Here is a 16,115-nt window from a genome sequence, read left to right as displayed (position 1 = left end):
TAGTGATATAGCATTAGAGACAGAACTTAGAAGTGTGCGGGAGTGGAAAGCATGCGAAAGATATTAGAAATACAGAAGCAGCTTCTGCCCGACCTCATGGATGTTTTGAAAAAAAGGTACACAATCCTGCATCAGATTATGCTGTCCGATGTTATTGGACGCAGAACGCTGGCGGCTTCACTAAACATGACCGAGCGCGTGTTGCGCGCCGAAACCGATCTTCTTAAAGCCCAAGGGCTGATTGAGATTGAGAGTGTGGGCATGAAGGTGAGCAAAGCAGGACTGGATCTGCTGGAACAGCTGGAGCCGATTGCGAACAACTTGTTCGGCCTGTCCCAATTGGAGGATCAGATTCGCCAAGCCTATGGTTTGAGGAAGGTGGTTGTCGTTCCGGGGGATTCGGATGCTTCTCCTTTAACGAAGCAGGAGCTGGGCCGTGCTGGGGCAAAAGCGCTGCTGGGCGTTATGGACGACGAGGATGTGGTCGCCGTAACAGGTGGCACGACGATTGCCGACGTGGCGGACCAACTGACACTACCTGCTAATGGCCCACTTAAGGGCGGATGGTTCGTACCGGCACGTGGGGGTTTGGGAGAAAGCATGGAAATGCAGGCGAACACAATTGCTTCCACAATGGCTCGTAAGGTCGGCTCACAATACCGTCTGCTCCATGTACCGGATTTGCTCAGCAATCATGCTTACAACTCCCTGCTTGAAGATACGAATATTCAGGATATTTTGAGCCTGATTCGAGAGAGTCGGATCATCATTCACGGGATAGGCAACGCTATAGCGATGGCACGCAGACGCAAGCTTGACCCCGAAACCTTTGCCCAGATCAGCAGTGAGGGCGCGGTTGCCGAATCGTTTGGCTATTATTTTAACGAAGACGGCGTCGTTGTTCACAAAATGCTGACGCTTGGACTCCGTTTGGAGGATATCAGGCGTACCGAGACGGTTCTAGGCGTAGCTGGAGGTAAGAGCAAGGCGGCCGCTATTCATGCAGTGCTGCGTTTCGGGCAGGAAGATATTCTTGTCACCGACGAAGGCGCTGCTGCTGAAATTGTAAGCCATTATTTGAATGGTTAATACGGATTTATGAATTGTGTTGTCTTGACGGGCTTTCGGGTCTGTCTTGAATATATAAACTAAACGAACTTTGGGAGGAACTCACTCATGACAGTTAAAGTTGGTATTAACGGTTTCGGACGTATTGGACGCCTTGCTTTCCGCCGGATTCAAAACGTGGAAGGTATTGAAGTAGTAGCAATTAATGACTTGACAGATTCCAAAATGCTGGCACATCTGTTGAAATATGATACAACACAAGGTACTTTCCAAGGAGAAGTAGAAGTACACGATGGCTTCTTCAAAGTAAACGGTAAAGAAGTTAAAGTTTTGGCTAACCGCAACCCTGAAGAACTGCCTTGGGGAGACCTGGGCGTAGATATCGTTCTGGAATGCACAGGTTTCTTCACAACTAAAGAAGCTGCTGAGAAACATTTGAAAGGCGGCGCTAAAAAAGTTGTTATCTCCGCTCCAGCTACTGGCGACATGAAAACTGTCGTTTACAACGTAAACCATGAAATTCTGGACGGTACTGAAACTGTAATCTCCGGTGCTTCTTGCACAACGAACTGCCTGGCTCCTATGGCTAAAACACTGCAAGACAAATTTGGTATCGTTGAAGGCCTGATGACTACAATTCATGCTTACACTGGCGACCAAAACACTTTGGATGCTCCACATGCTAAAGGTGACTTCCGTCGTGCTCGCGCAGCAGCTGAAAACATCATTCCTAACACAACTGGTGCTGCTAAAGCCATCGGTCTGGTAATTCCTGAACTGAAGGGTAAACTGGATGGCGCGGCTCAACGTGTACCAGTAGCAACTGGTTCCCTGACTGAACTGGTAACTGTTCTGGAGAAAAACGTAACTGTTGAAGAAATCAACGCTGCGATGAAAGAAGCTTCCGATGCTGAAACTTACGGCTACACTGAAGATCAAATCGTTTCTTCCGACATCAAAGGTATCACTTTCGGTTCTTTGTTTGACGCAACTCAAACTAAAGTCCTGACTGTTGGCGACAAACAACTGGTGAAAACTGTAGCTTGGTACGACAACGAAATGTCCTACACAGCACAATTGATCCGTACGTTGGAATACTTCGCTAAATTGGCTAAGTAAGAACAGTCTTATCGCGCAACATCATAGAGCGGAAACAGCAGTTATTGTTTCCGCTCTTTATATATCAAAATGTGCCTTAAATTCCTGTTTCGTAAAATTAAAAGGGTGCGGAGGAATATGGAGATGAACAAAAAGAGCGTACGTGATATAGAACTGAATGGAAAACGGGTGTTTGTTCGTGTAGATTTTAACGTTCCGGTTGAGGACGGTAAAATTACGGATGACAAGCGTATTCGTGAAACCTTGCCAACGATTAACTACCTGATTGAAAAAGGTGCAAAAGTTATTTTGGCGAGTCACTTTGGACGTCCAAAAGGTCAGGTTGTTGAATCCATGCGTCTGACTCCTGCTGGCGTGCGTTTGTCTGAACTGCTCAAAAAGCCTGTTGTTAAAGTGGACGAAGCAGTTGGTGAGGCTGTTAAAGCGAAAGTGGCTGAACTGCAAAACGGCGACGTGCTGTTACTTGAAAATGTACGTTTCTATTCAGGAGAAGAGAAAAATGATCCTGAATTGGCGAAGCAATTTGCTGAGCTGGCTGACATTTTCGTGAATGACGCATTTGGTGCAGCGCACCGTGCTCATGCTTCCACAGAAGGTATCGCGCATCTTCTTCCGGCTGTTTCCGGCTTGTTGATGGAGAAAGAATTATCTGTAATCGGTAAAGCTCTTTCAAACCCAGATCGTCCTTTTACAGCCATTATCGGCGGTTCCAAAGTAAAAGACAAAATCGACGTGATTGACAATCTGCTGAACATTGCAGATAACGTAATCATTGGCGGCGGTTTGGCTTATACATTTTTTAAAGCTCAAGGTCATGAAGTGGGTCAATCCCTACTGGATGAATCTAAACTGGACGTAGCTCTTGGATTTATCGAAAAAGCGAAGAAACTCGGCAAAAACTTCTACCTTCCGGTAGATATCGTTATTTCTGACGATTTCAGCGCTACAGCGAACACGAACATTGTGGACATCGACGGTATTCCTGCAGATTGGGAAGGCGTGGATATCGGACCGAAAACACGTAAAATCTATGCAGATGTTATCAAAAACTCCAAATTGGTTGTTTGGAATGGACCAATGGGTGTATTTGAAATGGAGCCTTTCGCTGGCGGTACGCGTGAAGTAGCGGAAGCTTGCGCAACAACAGAAGCATACACCATCATTGGTGGCGGTGATTCTGCGGCAGCGGCTGAGAAGTTCCATCTGGCTGACAAAATGGATCATATCTCTACTGGCGGCGGCGCATCCCTTGAATTTATGGAAGGCAAAGCACTTCCGGGTGTTGTTGCACTCAACGATAAGTAATCAAACGTACTGCGTATAATAAATGCTTTAGGGCACCTAATAGTTAGGAGTTGAAACCATTGAGAACACCGATTATCGCGGGTAACTGGAAGATGTTTAAAACCGTACCAGAAGCTAAAACTTTCATCGAAGAGATCAAAGGCAAAGCAGAGGTTGCAGGAGTGGAAAGCGTGATTTGCGCACCATTTACGAATCTTCCTGCTCTGGTTGAAGCAGTAAAAGGTACATCTATCAAAATCGGCGCACAAAACCTGCACTTTGCAGAAGACGGCGCATTTACAGGTGAAATCAGCGGCGGGATGCTGAAAGATCTGGGCGTAGACTACGTTGTGATCGGACACTCCGAGCGTCGTGAATATTTTAACGAAACAGACGAAACGGTGAACAAAAAGGTTCATGCGGCATTCCGCCACGGCCTGACTCCGATCGTATGTGTAGGCGAAAAGCTGGAAGACCGTGAAGCGGGTCAAACCAAAGAGGTTGTAAAAGTGCAAACTGTAGCAGCTTTTGCTGGTTTGGCTAAAGATCAGGCTGCACAAGTGGTTGTTGCTTATGAGCCAATCTGGGCAATCGGAACAGGTAAATCCTCCACTTCGCAGGATGCGAATGAAGTAATTTCCTACATCCGCAGTCTTCTGAACGAACTGTACGATGAAAATACAGCAAATGCTGTACGGATTCAGTACGGTGGCAGCGTGAAACCTGAAAATGTGGCTGAATATCTGGGCCAAAGCGACATCGACGGCGCACTTGTAGGTGGCGCTAGTCTTCAACCAGCGTCTTACATCGCGCTTGTTGAGGGGGCGAAGTAAGATGACAGTACCAAAACCGGTAGCCTTAATTATTATGGATGGATTCGGACTGCGCGAAACTGTGGAAGGCAATGCGGTTGCACAGGCGAACAAGCCGAACTACGACCAATACTTAAGACAATACCCTCATTCAACGCTTACAGCGTCTGGTGAAGCGGTGGGTCTGCCGGAAGGGCAAATGGGTAACTCCGAAGTAGGTCACCTGAACATCGGCGCTGGCCGGATTGTATATCAGAGTTTGACCCGCATTTCGAAGTCCATTCGCGAAGGCGAGTTCTTCCAGAATGAAACTTTGCTTAAAGCAGTACAGCATGCCAAGAAGAACAACACGAAGCTTCATCTGTACGGACTTTTGTCCGATGGTGGCGTGCATAGCCATATTAGCCATCTGTTTGCTATGCTCGATTTGGCGAAAAAAGAAGGTTTAACAGAAGTATACATTCATGCATTTATGGATGGACGCGATGTTATGTCTGACAGCGGCGTGGACTTCATGCAGCAGCTGATCGCCAAAATTCAGGAAGTGGGTATTGGTAAAATCGCGACTGTACAAGGACGCTATTATGCCATGGACCGCGACAAACGTTGGGAGCGTGTAGAGAAATCTTACCGTGCAATCGTGTACGGCGAAGGTCCTCAATATACAGATCCAATGGAAGCGTTGAAAGAATCGTATGAAAAATCGGTGTTCGACGAATTTGTGGAGCCGACGGTTATTGTGAAGGCTGACGGAAGCCCTGTAGGGCTGGTCGAAAGCAATGACTCAGTAATCTTCCTGAATTTCCGTCCTGACCGTGCGATTCAATTGTCTCAGGTATTTACGAATAAGGATTTCCGTGGCTTTGATCGTGGACCGAAATTGCCAAAAGATTTGCACTTTGTTTGCCTGACATTGTTCAGTGAAACGGTTGAAGGCTTTGTAGCCTACGAACCGAAAAACCTGGATAACACATTTGGTGAAGTATTGGTGCAAAACAATAAAAAGCAATTGCGTATTGCCGAGACCGAAAAATATCCGCACGTTACCTTCTTTTTCAGTGGCGGTCGTGATGTAGAACTGCCTGGCGAAACTCGTATTTTGATTAACTCGCCTAAAGTGGCTACATATGACTTGCAGCCTGAAATGAGCGCGTACGAGGTTGCGGATGCTGCTGTTAAGGAGATCGAAGCCGACAAGCATGATGCGATTATCCTGAACTTTGCCAATCCGGATATGGTTGGACACTCCGGCATGCTGGAGCCAACGATCAAGGCGGTAGAGACGACGGATGAATGTGTTGGACGTGTTGTAGATGCGGTTAAAGCCAAAGGCGGCGTTGTTATCATCATTGCCGACCATGGTAACGCGGATATGGAAATTGACGAGCAGGGACGTCCGTTCACAGCTCACACTACCAATCCGGTTCCGTTCATTTTGACTGACGAAAATATCGTTTTGCGTGAGCATGGAATACTGGCTGACGTAGCTCCGACGCTTCTGGATTTGATGCAGCTTCCGCAGCCTGCGGAAATGACAGGAAAATCTATGATTGCATCCCGCAAGTAAGCTTGATTTAATAAGTATAGGCTCGACCAATAAATCATGATCGACAAAGGAGATTAAGTACAAATGACTATTATTTCTGACGTGTACGCTCGCGAAGTCCTGGACTCCCGTGGTAACCCTACTGTTGAAGTTGAAGTATATCTGGAATCCGGTGCTATCGGTAGTGCCATCGTTCCTTCCGGTGCCTCTACTGGTGCTCACGAAGCTGTAGAGCTTCGCGATAACGACAAATCCCGCTACCTGGGTAAAGGCGTTCTGCAAGCTGTTAAAAACGTGAACGAAATCATCGCTCCTGAAGTTATCGGCTTGGATGCTGTAAACCAAGTGGAAATCGACACATTGATGATCAAATTGGATGGTACACATAACAAAGGTAAACTGGGTGCAAACGCGATTCTGGCGGTATCCATGGCTGTAGCTCGCGCTGCTGCTGAAGCTCTGGGTCTGCCACTGTACACTTACCTGGGCGGATTCAATGCTAAACAATTGCCAGTGCCAATGATGAACATCGTTAACGGTGGCGCTCATGCCGACAACAACGTTGACGTACAAGAGTTCATGGTTCTGCCTGTAGGCGCTCCTACTTTCAAAGAAGCTCTGCGTGTTGGCGCGGAAATCTTCCACAACCTGAAATCCGTACTGAATTCCAAAGGTTTGAACACAGCTGTTGGTGATGAAGGCGGTTTTGCTCCTAACTTCAAATCCAATGAAGAAGCTCTGTCCACTATTATCGAAGCGATCGAAAAAGCCGGTTACAAACCAGGCGTTGACGTATTCCTCGGTATGGACGTTGCTTCCACTGAGTTCTACAAAGATGGAAAATACACATTGGAAGGCGAAGGTAAATCCTTCACTTCTGCTGAGTTCGTCGACCTGCTTGCTTCTTGGGTTGACAAATACCCAATCATCACCATCGAAGATGGTTGCTCCGAAGATGACTGGGAAGGTTGGAAATTGCTCACTGAAAAACTGGGCAACAAAATCCAATTGGTTGGTGACGACCTGTTCGTAACAAATACAGAGCGTCTGGGTAAAGGTATCGAAGAAAACATCGGTAACTCCATCCTGATCAAAGTAAACCAAATCGGTACGCTGACTGAAACATTTGATGCTATCGAGTTGGCTAAACGTGCAGGATACACAGCTGTAATCTCTCACCGTTCCGGTGAATCCGAAGACAGCACAATTGCTGATATCGCTGTTGCAACAAATGCAGGCCAAATTAAAACAGGTGCGCCTTCCCGTACTGACCGTATCGCGAAGTACAACCAATTGCTCCGCATTGAGGATCAACTGGGTGAACTGGCTCAATACCACGGCCTGAAATCTTTCTACAACCTGAAAAAATAATATTGCGCAATGATGCTGACGGTGCCAGGCAGCTGTGATTCAAGAACACGGAGTCTGAGCGCTCAAAGCCATTTACGTAATTACAAAACAGACCTGTTCGCTAACGTGAGCAGGTCTGTTTTTTTGTTTTTTCTTATGTGATGTCGGTTATACTCTTTTGCAAGGCTTAATGAAGTGGCTCGGTATAGCTGGTTGTTATCTACTGGAAGCTGTGGTAGAATGAAAATAGTGTTTTGCGTTAATTTCCGGCTATTCATAACATGATATGATCATGTTTTCATAAAAAGGGCTGTGTTGTTTTGCAAAACAGATGTATTAGCTCAGGAGGTGGGATTTTTCATGGAAATCTTTTTGAAAGTGCTGCTCGTTGTATTCTCGATTGCTGTTATTGCGGTTGTTTTACTGCAAAAGGGGAAAAGTGCAGGTTTGTCCGGTGCCATCTCTGGCGGTGCTGAGCATCTGTTCGGCAAGACAAAAGCTCGCGGTATGGATTTGATTTTGCAGCGCGTGACTGCTGTTTTGGGTGCGTGCTTTATGATCGTTTCCGTTTTGGTTGCATTTTTTGCGAAATAAGCTAAATAATAACCTTAAGCCTTCGTTTCACGGGAAACGGGGGCTTTTTTTGGATTTTAGACAGGCAGGGATGCCGTCGATTAAATTCGTGTATACTAGGGTATGAGTATATGAAGAGCCTTGTATCAGGAACAAGGAACATGCGGATTATTACTGAAAATTAAAGGTCACCCGAGGTGGACGATATTATGATAACAGAGCAACAATTACTTGATTTTATGCGCGAGACCGCATACAAACCTATGACTTACCAAGAGCTTGAGCAGCATTTTGAAATTAAGGACGCGGCGGATTTTCGCGAATTCCTTAAGCTTTTGAACGCGCTGGAGGAAGACGGTAAAATTCTGCTGACCCGCACGAATCGCTATGGTGTGCCGGAACGGATGGATTTGCAGCGCGGACGTTTGCAGGCTCATGCCAAGGGATTTGCTTTTCTGATCCCGGAAGACCGGGAGCACCCGGATGTGTACATTCATGCTAACGACTTGAAGAGTGCAATGAATGGAGACACGGTACTGGTAAGAGTGACGTCGAAGGGACCTTCGGGTGGCCGTTTGGAAGGCGAAGTCGTGCGGATCGTGAAGCGCGCAGTGCTTCAGGTGGTAGGCGTGTTCCAGAGCCACGAAGCATACGGTTTTGTTTTGCCGGATGATAAGCGGATTAACAAGGATATTTTTATTCCAAAAGCCAGCTCCAACGGAGCCGTAAACGGTCAAAAGGTCGTTGTGCGTATTGTGAGCTATCCGGAAGGACGAGCTGCGGCGGAAGGCGAAGTGTTGGAGGTGCTGGGTCACAAGGATGATCCGGGCGTCGATATTTTGTCAGTCATTCGCAAGCATCAGCTACCGGAAGCTTTTCCCGATGAGGTGACAGAGGAAGCAGAGAAGGCTCCCGATGCGATTACCGAAGAGGAAATTGTACGTCAGGGGCGGCGCGATCTGCGCGATAAAACGATTGTTACGATTGATGGCGAGGATGCCAAGGATCTGGATGATGCGGTTAATGTAGAGCGTCTGCCAAACGGTAACTACCGTCTGGGCGTTCATATTGCCGACGTAGGGTATTATGTGCGTGAGAACTCCAAGCTGGATCAGGAGGCATATAACCGCGGTTGTAGCGTGTATTTGGTCGACCGTGTTATTCCTATGCTTCCGCATCGGCTTTCCAACGGCATTTGTTCCTTGAATCCGCAGGTGGATCGGCTGACTTTGTCCTGCGAGATGGAATTCAATGAGCATATGAAGGTCGTGAAGCATGATGTTTTCACCAGTGTCATTAAAACGAAGGAACGAATGACGTACACCAACGTTCGCAAAATCCTCGAAGAGGAAGATGCTGAACTGATGGAACGGTACAAGGATCTGGTGGAAGACTTCCGCACGATGAAGGAACTGGCGTTGAAGCTGCGAGCTAACCGGATGCGCCGGGGCGCGGTTGATTTTGATTTTGATGAAGCAAAAGTGATTGTGAATGATGAAGGCAAGGCCGTGGATATTGTTAAAAGAGAGCGCACCATTGCCGAGCAGATCATTGAAGAGTTCATGCTGGCAGCCAATGAGACGGTAGCCGAGCATTTTCACTGGCTCAAAGTGCCGTTCCTGTATCGGATCCATGAGGACCCGGACCCGGAAAAGCTGCAAAACTTTATGGCTTTTGCTGCCAATTTTGGACATCAGATCAAAGGTCGGGGAAATTCTATTCACCCGCGTGCGCTGCAAACGTTGCTGGAAGATATCCAGGGCACGAAGGAGCAGACGGTGCTTAGCACCATGATGCTACGTTCGATGAAGCAGGCAAAGTACGATGCGGAGTCGACAGGACATTTTGGACTGGCTGCGGAGTATTATTCTCATTTTACATCGCCGATTCGTCGTTATCCTGACTTGGTGATTCATCGTGTCATTCGTGAGGTATTGGAGAATGGCGGGGCTTTAACGGCCGAGCGCCAGGAGTATTTGACTGCACGGATGCCAGATATTGCGCAGCAATCTTCCGAGCGGGAACGTGTGGCTGTGGATGCAGAGCGTGATACGGAGCAAATGAAAAAGGCTGAATACATGCTGGACAAGGTCGGCGAAGAATTCGAGGGGATTATCAGCAGCGTAACCAGCTTTGGTATGTTCATTGAGCTGGACAATACGGTGGAGGGCCTGACGCGTCTGAGTGCGCTTACGGACGACTATTATCATTTTGACGAGCAGCATATGGCGTTGATCGGTGAACGTACCTCCAAGGTGTTTCGCATCGGAGATGAGGTTAAGGTTCGCGTCGCGCGCGTGAATATGGAAGATTACACGATTGATTTTGAACTGGTCGATATGAAGCAGCAGCAACGCCGTGAGCGCACGGGTGGTTCAAAGCCGGGCGCTGGCTTTACGCGTGGCGGTGAGGGCCGAGGTAAAGGAAAGCCCCATGAGGGGCGCGACCGTAAGGGCGGCAAGGACAAGGCTGGCAGAGAGCGTAAAGGCGGCCGTGATGCTGCCGGGAAGCCTAAAGAGGCTGGTTCAGGCGTAGGCGGCGGGGGTATTAGTACCGCAGGTCGTACGGGCCGTAGCGGCGGAAACGGAGCAGGAGCGGGCTCAGCCAGCGGTTTCGGTTTTGGCAGCGGCAAGGGCGGTTACAACTCGCCAGCATCAGGTGCGGGTAAACGTAAGAAGAAGACGTCAGCCAGTGGTATTTTTATCGGCGGAGCAGCTACACCAGGCAGTGATGCCAGCCCAAGCGGGGACGGTGCTGTACGTCGTAAACGGAAGAGCAAAGGTAGTGGTGGTGGCGGTAATAGCACCGCTGGGTTTGTACGGAAAAAGAAAAAGTGAGTAACGGTAGCTTGCTTGTAAGATGGATGGACCTTTTGAGTCAGTGTATTAAGCTGGTCGGGGGCTTGGGTTTGCGGCGGTTTCTGTCTGATGTTTTGGACGGAGGCCGCTTCGTTTTAAAGACTTGACCTTTCTTGCTTTTACCGTCTGAATTTTGTTACAATATATTTCTAAGCCGCTCATTTTCAGTTATTTAGTGAACGGGCTGGAGCTTTCTTTTTACGAAATAGATTACATTAGGAACAAGGAGTGGTATTCATGGGTAAGAAGGCAGACGGGAAAGTGCTCGCCCAGAACAAAAAAGCTTCCCATGACTATTTTATCGAGGACACCTACGAGGCGGGCATGGTGCTAACGGGAACGGAAATTAAGTCTTTGCGCAATGGTCGCTCTAATATCAGTGATGCGTTTGCTACCATTCGTAATGCTGAAATTCACATCCACAACATGCATATTAGTCCTTTTGAACAAGGCAATCGTAACAATCCGACCGATCCGACGCGTACACGTAAGCTGCTGCTGCACAAAGAGCAGATTCGTAAGCTTATTGGTCTGTCCAAACAGGAAGGCTACACGATTGTGCCGTTAAAGATTTATGTTCGCAACGGCTATGCCAAGCTGTTACTTGGACTCGGTAGAGGTAAAAAGCAGTACGACAAACGTGATGCTGCGGCTAAACGCGATGCTCAGCGTGATATCCAACGCGTTTTGCGTGAGAAGCAGAAAATTGCGAGATAACGTAGCTTGAGTGGGCAGACGAAGTGAAGCCAGCGCGTGTTTGATTGGGATAATTGAGTTGGTTTTTTAGGAGCTAATTCATTGTTACTTGTATTATTAGGCATGGTACAAATTACGTGAATAAGCTACTTATTCCTGTAATGGTGCTATTTTATAGAGCTTTAATGGCTTCATTCCGTTTCGTTATGAAGTGTAATATGGTATACTAATGAAGTAGTAAGTTTTAATGTTTTTGTACTTCTGAGTTTGTTCGACTGTTGAATCTCAGGATTCAGCTTCCGATATAGTATCATGCATGCTTATGCTCCGGTATTTCCGGATTTATCCGTGGAGCCCTTTTATAATAAGGGGGCGTTTATGGATTCGACGGGGATAGTTCGAGCATGGGTAGCGGGTAGTGGGGACGCGTCCGCTTCATCAACGCTAAAGCCTATTAAACGGCAAACAACAAAACAACTACGCTTTCGCAGCCTAAGAAACTGTGTGCGTGCTTCTACCCAGCATCGTCCATGTGACTGGGATAGGGGCTAACAAATAGTGGAATACGCTGTCTCATCTCCGCCTGCGGTGAGCTGAAGAAGACAATCAGGCTGACCCGAAGGGAATCCGGTGACAGGGAGTTTCTAGGGTGACATCAAAACTGTCACTACACCCGTAGAAGCTTATGTGTCGTTATCTTCGGACAGGGGTTCGACTCCCCTCGCCTCCATCTAAAAAGCCCGCTCACTGAGCGGGTTTTTGCTTTTTATGGAGTTAGAATGTAGACCAAATGTAGACACGAAATTATTAAGGGCCAAATTGTACTAGTACTTGTAGACATTATGTCTACAAACTCGGCTTATAAATTTTATGCACTGGATACAAATCATTTGGTATTGACCTTTCATTTGTACAAGCTGAATTTGAAGGGGAATAGAGCAGATAGAAAGAAGGCTTGGCAAGCAGGTTGACATGGTATTGACTCCATTTCTATAGAAAAATAGCGACGGTATCGACGTTGGCGTAGAATGACGCTTTCGTCGATACCGTCGTTTTTTTAGGTTCAAAAGGGGTGATTATTTGCCCTTATAAAGAAAAGGAGCATCTGGTGTGTGCTCTACATGATGATTTCTTTCTTGGCTAAGACGGATTTAGTTTGATCGTTAGTCCGTTCCTATTCATCCTCTTTTCCATATTAATTTCAGAAATATACATTGAAAATAACGCATGTGATGGTTCTTTCTGTAAACATAATCTCTATTCTGGCCGATACATACATAAGATGGGCTATTGTTAAATATCCCCTCTTACTTTCGTATTTTGAAGTAAACTCTCATCTTTTGAAGAAGAAGGGACTACCTCTATGAACTATATGGACGAGCATATCCTAAGTCTCAAAAATAAGTTTAATCATGATGCAGCATCTAATAACGAAAATACGAATCGATTTCAAGCTGATGTACCCGATCAGGACAACTCCATTGCTGAACAAAACAGGGTGCTGCGGATGGGGGATGAGCTGATCCCGTTGGAATGGAAAACGATTTTGGATGGACAAATGGCGGTTAGCATCCCTAAATTTTTTAGCCTGATGCCACTGGAGCAAGCCCGATTTAAATATCCTTCGGAACATCGTCCGCAGATCATTTATACCTCTTTGGACGGCACGGTGAATGTCACCTTTAATCCGACAGAATCGGCTTTGGAGGTGGACGAGCTTCCCGAGTTTGTAGAACAAATGGCGGATGTATTGCGGTCTGTGCAACCGATTCGTAACTGGATCGGTACGGAAATGATCGTGAATCCTTCCGGGCTGTCCATTGGGATGATCCGTTTTGTGGCAGCAGGTGTGGATGTTAATCTGTACAACGAAATGTTGCTGTTTGTCCATGAGGGACAGGTGACGATGGGGACGTTTAACTGTATGGAATCGGACATGGAAGCATGGTTGCCTGTGGCAGAAAATACAGTGCAATCGCTCCATATTGTTCCGTTACCTTCGGATTCCACATGTGAGAAAGGAGCGATTCGCTATGAGTCTGGGCTACGATAATATCCAAATCCATCCCTACGAGCTGGTTGAGCTGGAACAGCTTACCCTCACGAAAAAAATCAACGAGCATACCCGGCTTTATTTTACAGGAATCATCCCCGAGGATATGCAGGACAGCTACGTGGAAACGACGGAAAAGAACACCGTCATCCAGGTGAGCCAGCGGGATGAATCGGGCGAAAGTAAGCCGCTGTTCAGCGGGATTGCCTTATCGGTCGAAGTAAAGGTCGTGCGGGACGTGTACTATCTGGAGGTGGAGGCGATTTCCCATACCTACCGGATGGATATCCAGCAGCGTACCCGTTCTTTTCAATATACGAAAATGACCATTCCTCAGATGCTGGAGCAGATCGGCAAGGACTACGAAGGGCTGGATGTGATTGATGGAGCGACAGGTGGAGAGCAAATCGGACGGCTTGCTATCCAGTATCAGGAGACGGACTGGGCGTTCTTGAGACGTATGGCCTCCCGGTATCATACGAGCCTGATGCCTGTGGCTCGTTTTGACAGTCCTAAATTTTATTTTGGCATTGAGGATAGCCCTGCCCAGGTCGTGCTGGATCATACTCGTTATACCGTGCGTAAGCAGATGCTGCCTTTCCGTTATTTTCAGGAAAATGAGCAGGCGAAAGTGACGGAAAATGACTTTATTTTCTATGAGGTAGAAACGGACGAGGTACTGGACTTGGGAGCTCAGATGACCTTTCAGGGACACAGCTTATATGTAGTGGAGGCCTATACCGAAATGAGGCAAGGGCTGCTGCGGCATCAATATGTGCTTGCCTCGTACAAAGGCTTACGGCAAAAAAGCTACTATCAGGAAAAGCTGGCGGGAGCCTCGTTAAGCGGTGTGGTTGTGGACGTGCGTCAGGATCAGGTGCGAATCCATCTGGATTGCGATGAGAAGCAGGATGTAGATAAGGCGCATTGGTTCAACTATTCGACGGTGTATAGTGCGGGAGGTCACACAGGCTGGTACGTCATGCCGGAAAAAGGAGACCCCGTATCGCTGTATTTTCCGGGCAGTCGTGAAGAAGATGGGATTGCGGGGAGTGCGGTCCGACGTGCGGGCAGAGGGAGCGGACACAACAAGTTCTCCAATCCACAGATGAAAATATGGCGGACGCCCCATGGCAAGGAGATTCGTTTGGGGCCAGATGAGTTGGTCGTGACGGGCAAGGACGGCGCTATTTTTATCAAGCTGGATGACAAGGAAGGTATTCATATCGTAAGCAGCAAGCAGGTAAGCATCTCGGCGGGTGGCAATTTGAGCCTGTCGGCAGGGAAAACGATGAGTCTGTCCGCAGGCAGTGAGCTGCGTATGGATTGCAACGGTAGTCATATTCAATTGAATGGATCAGCGGACATGAAGGGCAGTGAAGTGAAGTCGAATTAGGCTGTAGTGCAGCAGCATGATGATATGACATATGAAGAGCTTCAGGTAGTGGAGGAATACAAATGAAGAGACCTATAGATGAGCTAGACCCGCAGCGGCAAGCCATTTTGAATCAGGCGTGGTTCCTGATCCGCAGAGATTGGGCGATGAAGTTCAAGATGACGCAAGAACAACGGATTCAAGCCTGTGTAGAGGAATTTCGGGGATATTGTAGGGACATTCGGCAAGAGCAGCTTCAAGGAAGAAAAGGAAAGATCGGTTATATCACGTACTCCATGCTACGTACCACATGGTTGGAGGAGCGGCCTGTTTATCTTGTGGAGGCAGCGAACGCTTTATGGGTACTTGATCCTGAACCGATCCGATTTGAATGGGATACAAATTGGACATATTCCTATTGGACCGATTTGCAGCAAAAATTGCGAAGGGAGGTAGAGAAGCAGCATGTTTCTCTACCGGAGCTTGGATGGGAGCAGGTCATGCTGGAGGCAGCGGTACATATTCATGTGCTCGTTGTGAATATGATGCGTTTGGTGATAAAAAAGGCCGTGTGCTTACCGGAGTTTCAAAAGCTGGAGCGGGAAGAGACGTTCGAGATACGTGTGGGGGAATATATGGACCACACTGTATCGGTGTATAAAGAAGATCGCAGAGTCATGGAGGCGAACGAAATCCGGTCGTGGCTGGAGGAACAAGAAGAGCATGCCTACAGCTATCAGGCGTTGGAGAAAATCCAGCTATCGGACGGAGATTATAGTCAGTTGGATTTCCGCTATACGGCTTTTCGCCAAATCGAGATGGAACATAGTCGCTTGTATGGCTGTGTCTTGGTTGGAACGGTGTGGCAGGAAAGTCAGCTAAATGGAATAGACTTGAGATACAGCTTGCTTCATGGAGCCGATTTTAGCGGATGCTCGATGAAGGGGGCGATATTGGATGTCGTTATGGGTAACGCCGGATATGGATCAGATGCTTCTTTAGATTGGGAGCCATTGGGTTTTGCTGGCGTAGATTTCACAGGGGCGAGCTTGCAAGGGGCCCATTTTCAAGATGCACAGTTGCGAGGAGCCGTATTTCAAGAGGCGTTACTACAAAGAGCGTTCTTGAACGGGGCGGATCTAACGGATGCCTGCTTTGCTGGAGCAGATGTGTCAGACGCCTCCTTTAAAGGGGCTTGTTTGATCGGAGCTGATTTTACGGACGCCAATGTACAAGGAGTCATTTTTACCGATGCACAGCGTAGAGGGGCCATTGGATTGGAATGGGCAACTCTTGAGACTTCCCTTTCATACAAAGAGCCGTCTGTGTCTGCACAGGCGAGGGATGCCGTTAGTAAAAGGGAGTGGCTGCATTGAGATAT

At 47.5% G+C, this 16,115-nt stretch carries 12 protein-coding genes and 1 other RNA gene; all 13 read left to right on the top strand.

Annotated elements, in window-relative coordinates; all coding sequences use genetic code 11:
- The first annotated feature begins 51 nt into the window (after positions 1 to 51).
- The 13 genes from ASL14_RS11155 (at position 52) to ASL14_RS11095 (ending at position 16,110) form a co-directional block, all read left to right on the top strand.
- Positions 52 to 1,089, top strand: a complete 1,038-nt coding sequence (locus ASL14_RS11155) for a sugar-binding transcriptional regulator (RefSeq protein ID WP_134911637.1) — start codon at positions 52 to 54, stop codon at positions 1,087 to 1,089.
- An 87-nt stretch (positions 1,090 to 1,176) separates the two neighbouring features.
- Positions 1,177 to 2,187, top strand: coding sequence for a type I glyceraldehyde-3-phosphate dehydrogenase (gene gap, locus ASL14_RS11150; protein ID WP_134911636.1), 1,011 nt, complete (start codon positions 1,177 to 1,179; stop codon positions 2,185 to 2,187).
- Positions 2,188 to 2,310: 123 nt separating this feature from the next.
- Positions 2,311 to 3,492 (top strand): phosphoglycerate kinase, encoded by a 1,182-nt coding sequence (locus ASL14_RS11145; RefSeq protein ID WP_134911635.1) that lies wholly within the window; start codon positions 2,311 to 2,313, stop codon positions 3,490 to 3,492.
- Between the two features lie 59 nt (positions 3,493 to 3,551).
- Complete coding sequence (gene tpiA / locus ASL14_RS11140; protein ID WP_134911634.1) at positions 3,552 to 4,304, top strand: triose-phosphate isomerase; 753 nt, start codon at positions 3,552 to 3,554, stop codon at positions 4,302 to 4,304.
- Position 4,305: 1 nt separating this feature from the next.
- Positions 4,306 to 5,850, top strand: a complete 1,545-nt coding sequence (gpmI, locus tag ASL14_RS11135) for a 2,3-bisphosphoglycerate-independent phosphoglycerate mutase (protein ID WP_134911633.1) — start codon at positions 4,306 to 4,308, stop codon at positions 5,848 to 5,850.
- Positions 5,851 to 5,913: 63 nt separating this feature from the next.
- The gene (eno, locus tag ASL14_RS11130; RefSeq protein ID WP_134911632.1) at positions 5,914 to 7,200 is read left to right on the top strand and encodes a phosphopyruvate hydratase; all 1,287 of its coding nucleotides are present in this window, start codon (positions 5,914 to 5,916) and stop codon (positions 7,198 to 7,200) included.
- Between the two features lie 339 nt (positions 7,201 to 7,539).
- Positions 7,540 to 7,773: a preprotein translocase subunit SecG gene (gene secG / locus ASL14_RS11125; protein WP_013368823.1), complete on the top strand. Its 234-nt coding sequence runs from the start codon at positions 7,540 to 7,542 to the stop codon at positions 7,771 to 7,773.
- A gap of 188 nt (positions 7,774 to 7,961) precedes the next feature.
- On the top strand, positions 7,962 to 10,589 hold the full coding sequence (gene rnr / locus ASL14_RS11120; RefSeq protein ID WP_134911631.1) for a ribonuclease R: 2,628 nt from the start codon (positions 7,962 to 7,964) through the stop codon (positions 10,587 to 10,589).
- Positions 10,590 to 10,847: 258 nt separating this feature from the next.
- The gene (smpB, locus tag ASL14_RS11115; protein WP_134911630.1) at positions 10,848 to 11,327 is read left to right on the top strand and encodes an SsrA-binding protein SmpB; all 480 of its coding nucleotides are present in this window, start codon (positions 10,848 to 10,850) and stop codon (positions 11,325 to 11,327) included.
- Between the two features lie 347 nt (positions 11,328 to 11,674).
- Positions 11,675 to 12,039, top strand: a transfer-messenger RNA (tmRNA) gene (gene ssrA / locus ASL14_RS11110).
- 630 nt (positions 12,040 to 12,669) lie between these two features.
- A complete protein-coding gene (locus tag ASL14_RS11105; RefSeq protein WP_134911629.1) occupies positions 12,670 to 13,359 on the top strand; it encodes a hypothetical protein in 690 nt (229 codons plus the stop codon).
- A complete protein-coding gene (locus ASL14_RS11100) occupies positions 13,340 to 14,755 on the top strand; it encodes a phage baseplate assembly protein V (protein WP_134911628.1) in 1,416 nt (471 codons plus the stop codon). Before ASL14_RS11105 ends, ASL14_RS11100 begins: the two co-directional genes overlap by 20 nt.
- Positions 14,756 to 14,817: 62 nt before the next feature.
- Positions 14,818 to 16,110, top strand: a complete 1,293-nt coding sequence (locus tag ASL14_RS11095; protein WP_134911627.1) for a pentapeptide repeat-containing protein — start codon at positions 14,818 to 14,820, stop codon at positions 16,108 to 16,110.
- Positions 16,111 to 16,115: the final 5 nt, after the last annotated feature.

Source organism: Paenibacillus sp. IHB B 3084 (assembly GCF_001447315.1).
Taxonomy (GTDB): Bacteria; Bacillota; Bacilli; order Paenibacillales; family Paenibacillaceae; genus Paenibacillus.
The sequence above is the reverse complement of the archived record's forward strand: the minus strand, read 5'-3'. Positions and strand labels throughout refer to the sequence as shown.

Coding starts and splice junctions, on each gene's coding strand:
- ASL14_RS11155 (WP_134911637.1), top strand. CDS start 52: ATGCGAAAGATATTAGAAATACAGAAGCAGCTTCTGCCCGACCTCATG.
- gap (WP_134911636.1), top strand. CDS start 1,177: ATGACAGTTAAAGTTGGTATTAACGGTTTCGGACGTATTGGACGCCTT.
- ASL14_RS11145 (WP_134911635.1), top strand. CDS start 2,311: ATGAACAAAAAGAGCGTACGTGATATAGAACTGAATGGAAAACGGGTG.
- gpmI (WP_134911633.1), top strand. CDS start 4,306: ATGACAGTACCAAAACCGGTAGCCTTAATTATTATGGATGGATTCGGA.
- eno (WP_134911632.1), top strand. CDS start 5,914: ATGACTATTATTTCTGACGTGTACGCTCGCGAAGTCCTGGACTCCCGT.
- secG (WP_013368823.1), top strand. CDS start 7,540: ATGGAAATCTTTTTGAAAGTGCTGCTCGTTGTATTCTCGATTGCTGTT.
- rnr (WP_134911631.1), top strand. CDS start 7,962: ATGATAACAGAGCAACAATTACTTGATTTTATGCGCGAGACCGCATAC.
- smpB (WP_134911630.1), top strand. CDS start 10,848: ATGGGTAAGAAGGCAGACGGGAAAGTGCTCGCCCAGAACAAAAAAGCT.
- ASL14_RS11105 (WP_134911629.1), top strand. CDS start 12,670: ATGAACTATATGGACGAGCATATCCTAAGTCTCAAAAATAAGTTTAAT.
- ASL14_RS11100 (WP_134911628.1), top strand. CDS start 13,340: ATGAGTCTGGGCTACGATAATATCCAAATCCATCCCTACGAGCTGGTT.
- ASL14_RS11095 (WP_134911627.1), top strand. CDS start 14,818: ATGAAGAGACCTATAGATGAGCTAGACCCGCAGCGGCAAGCCATTTTG.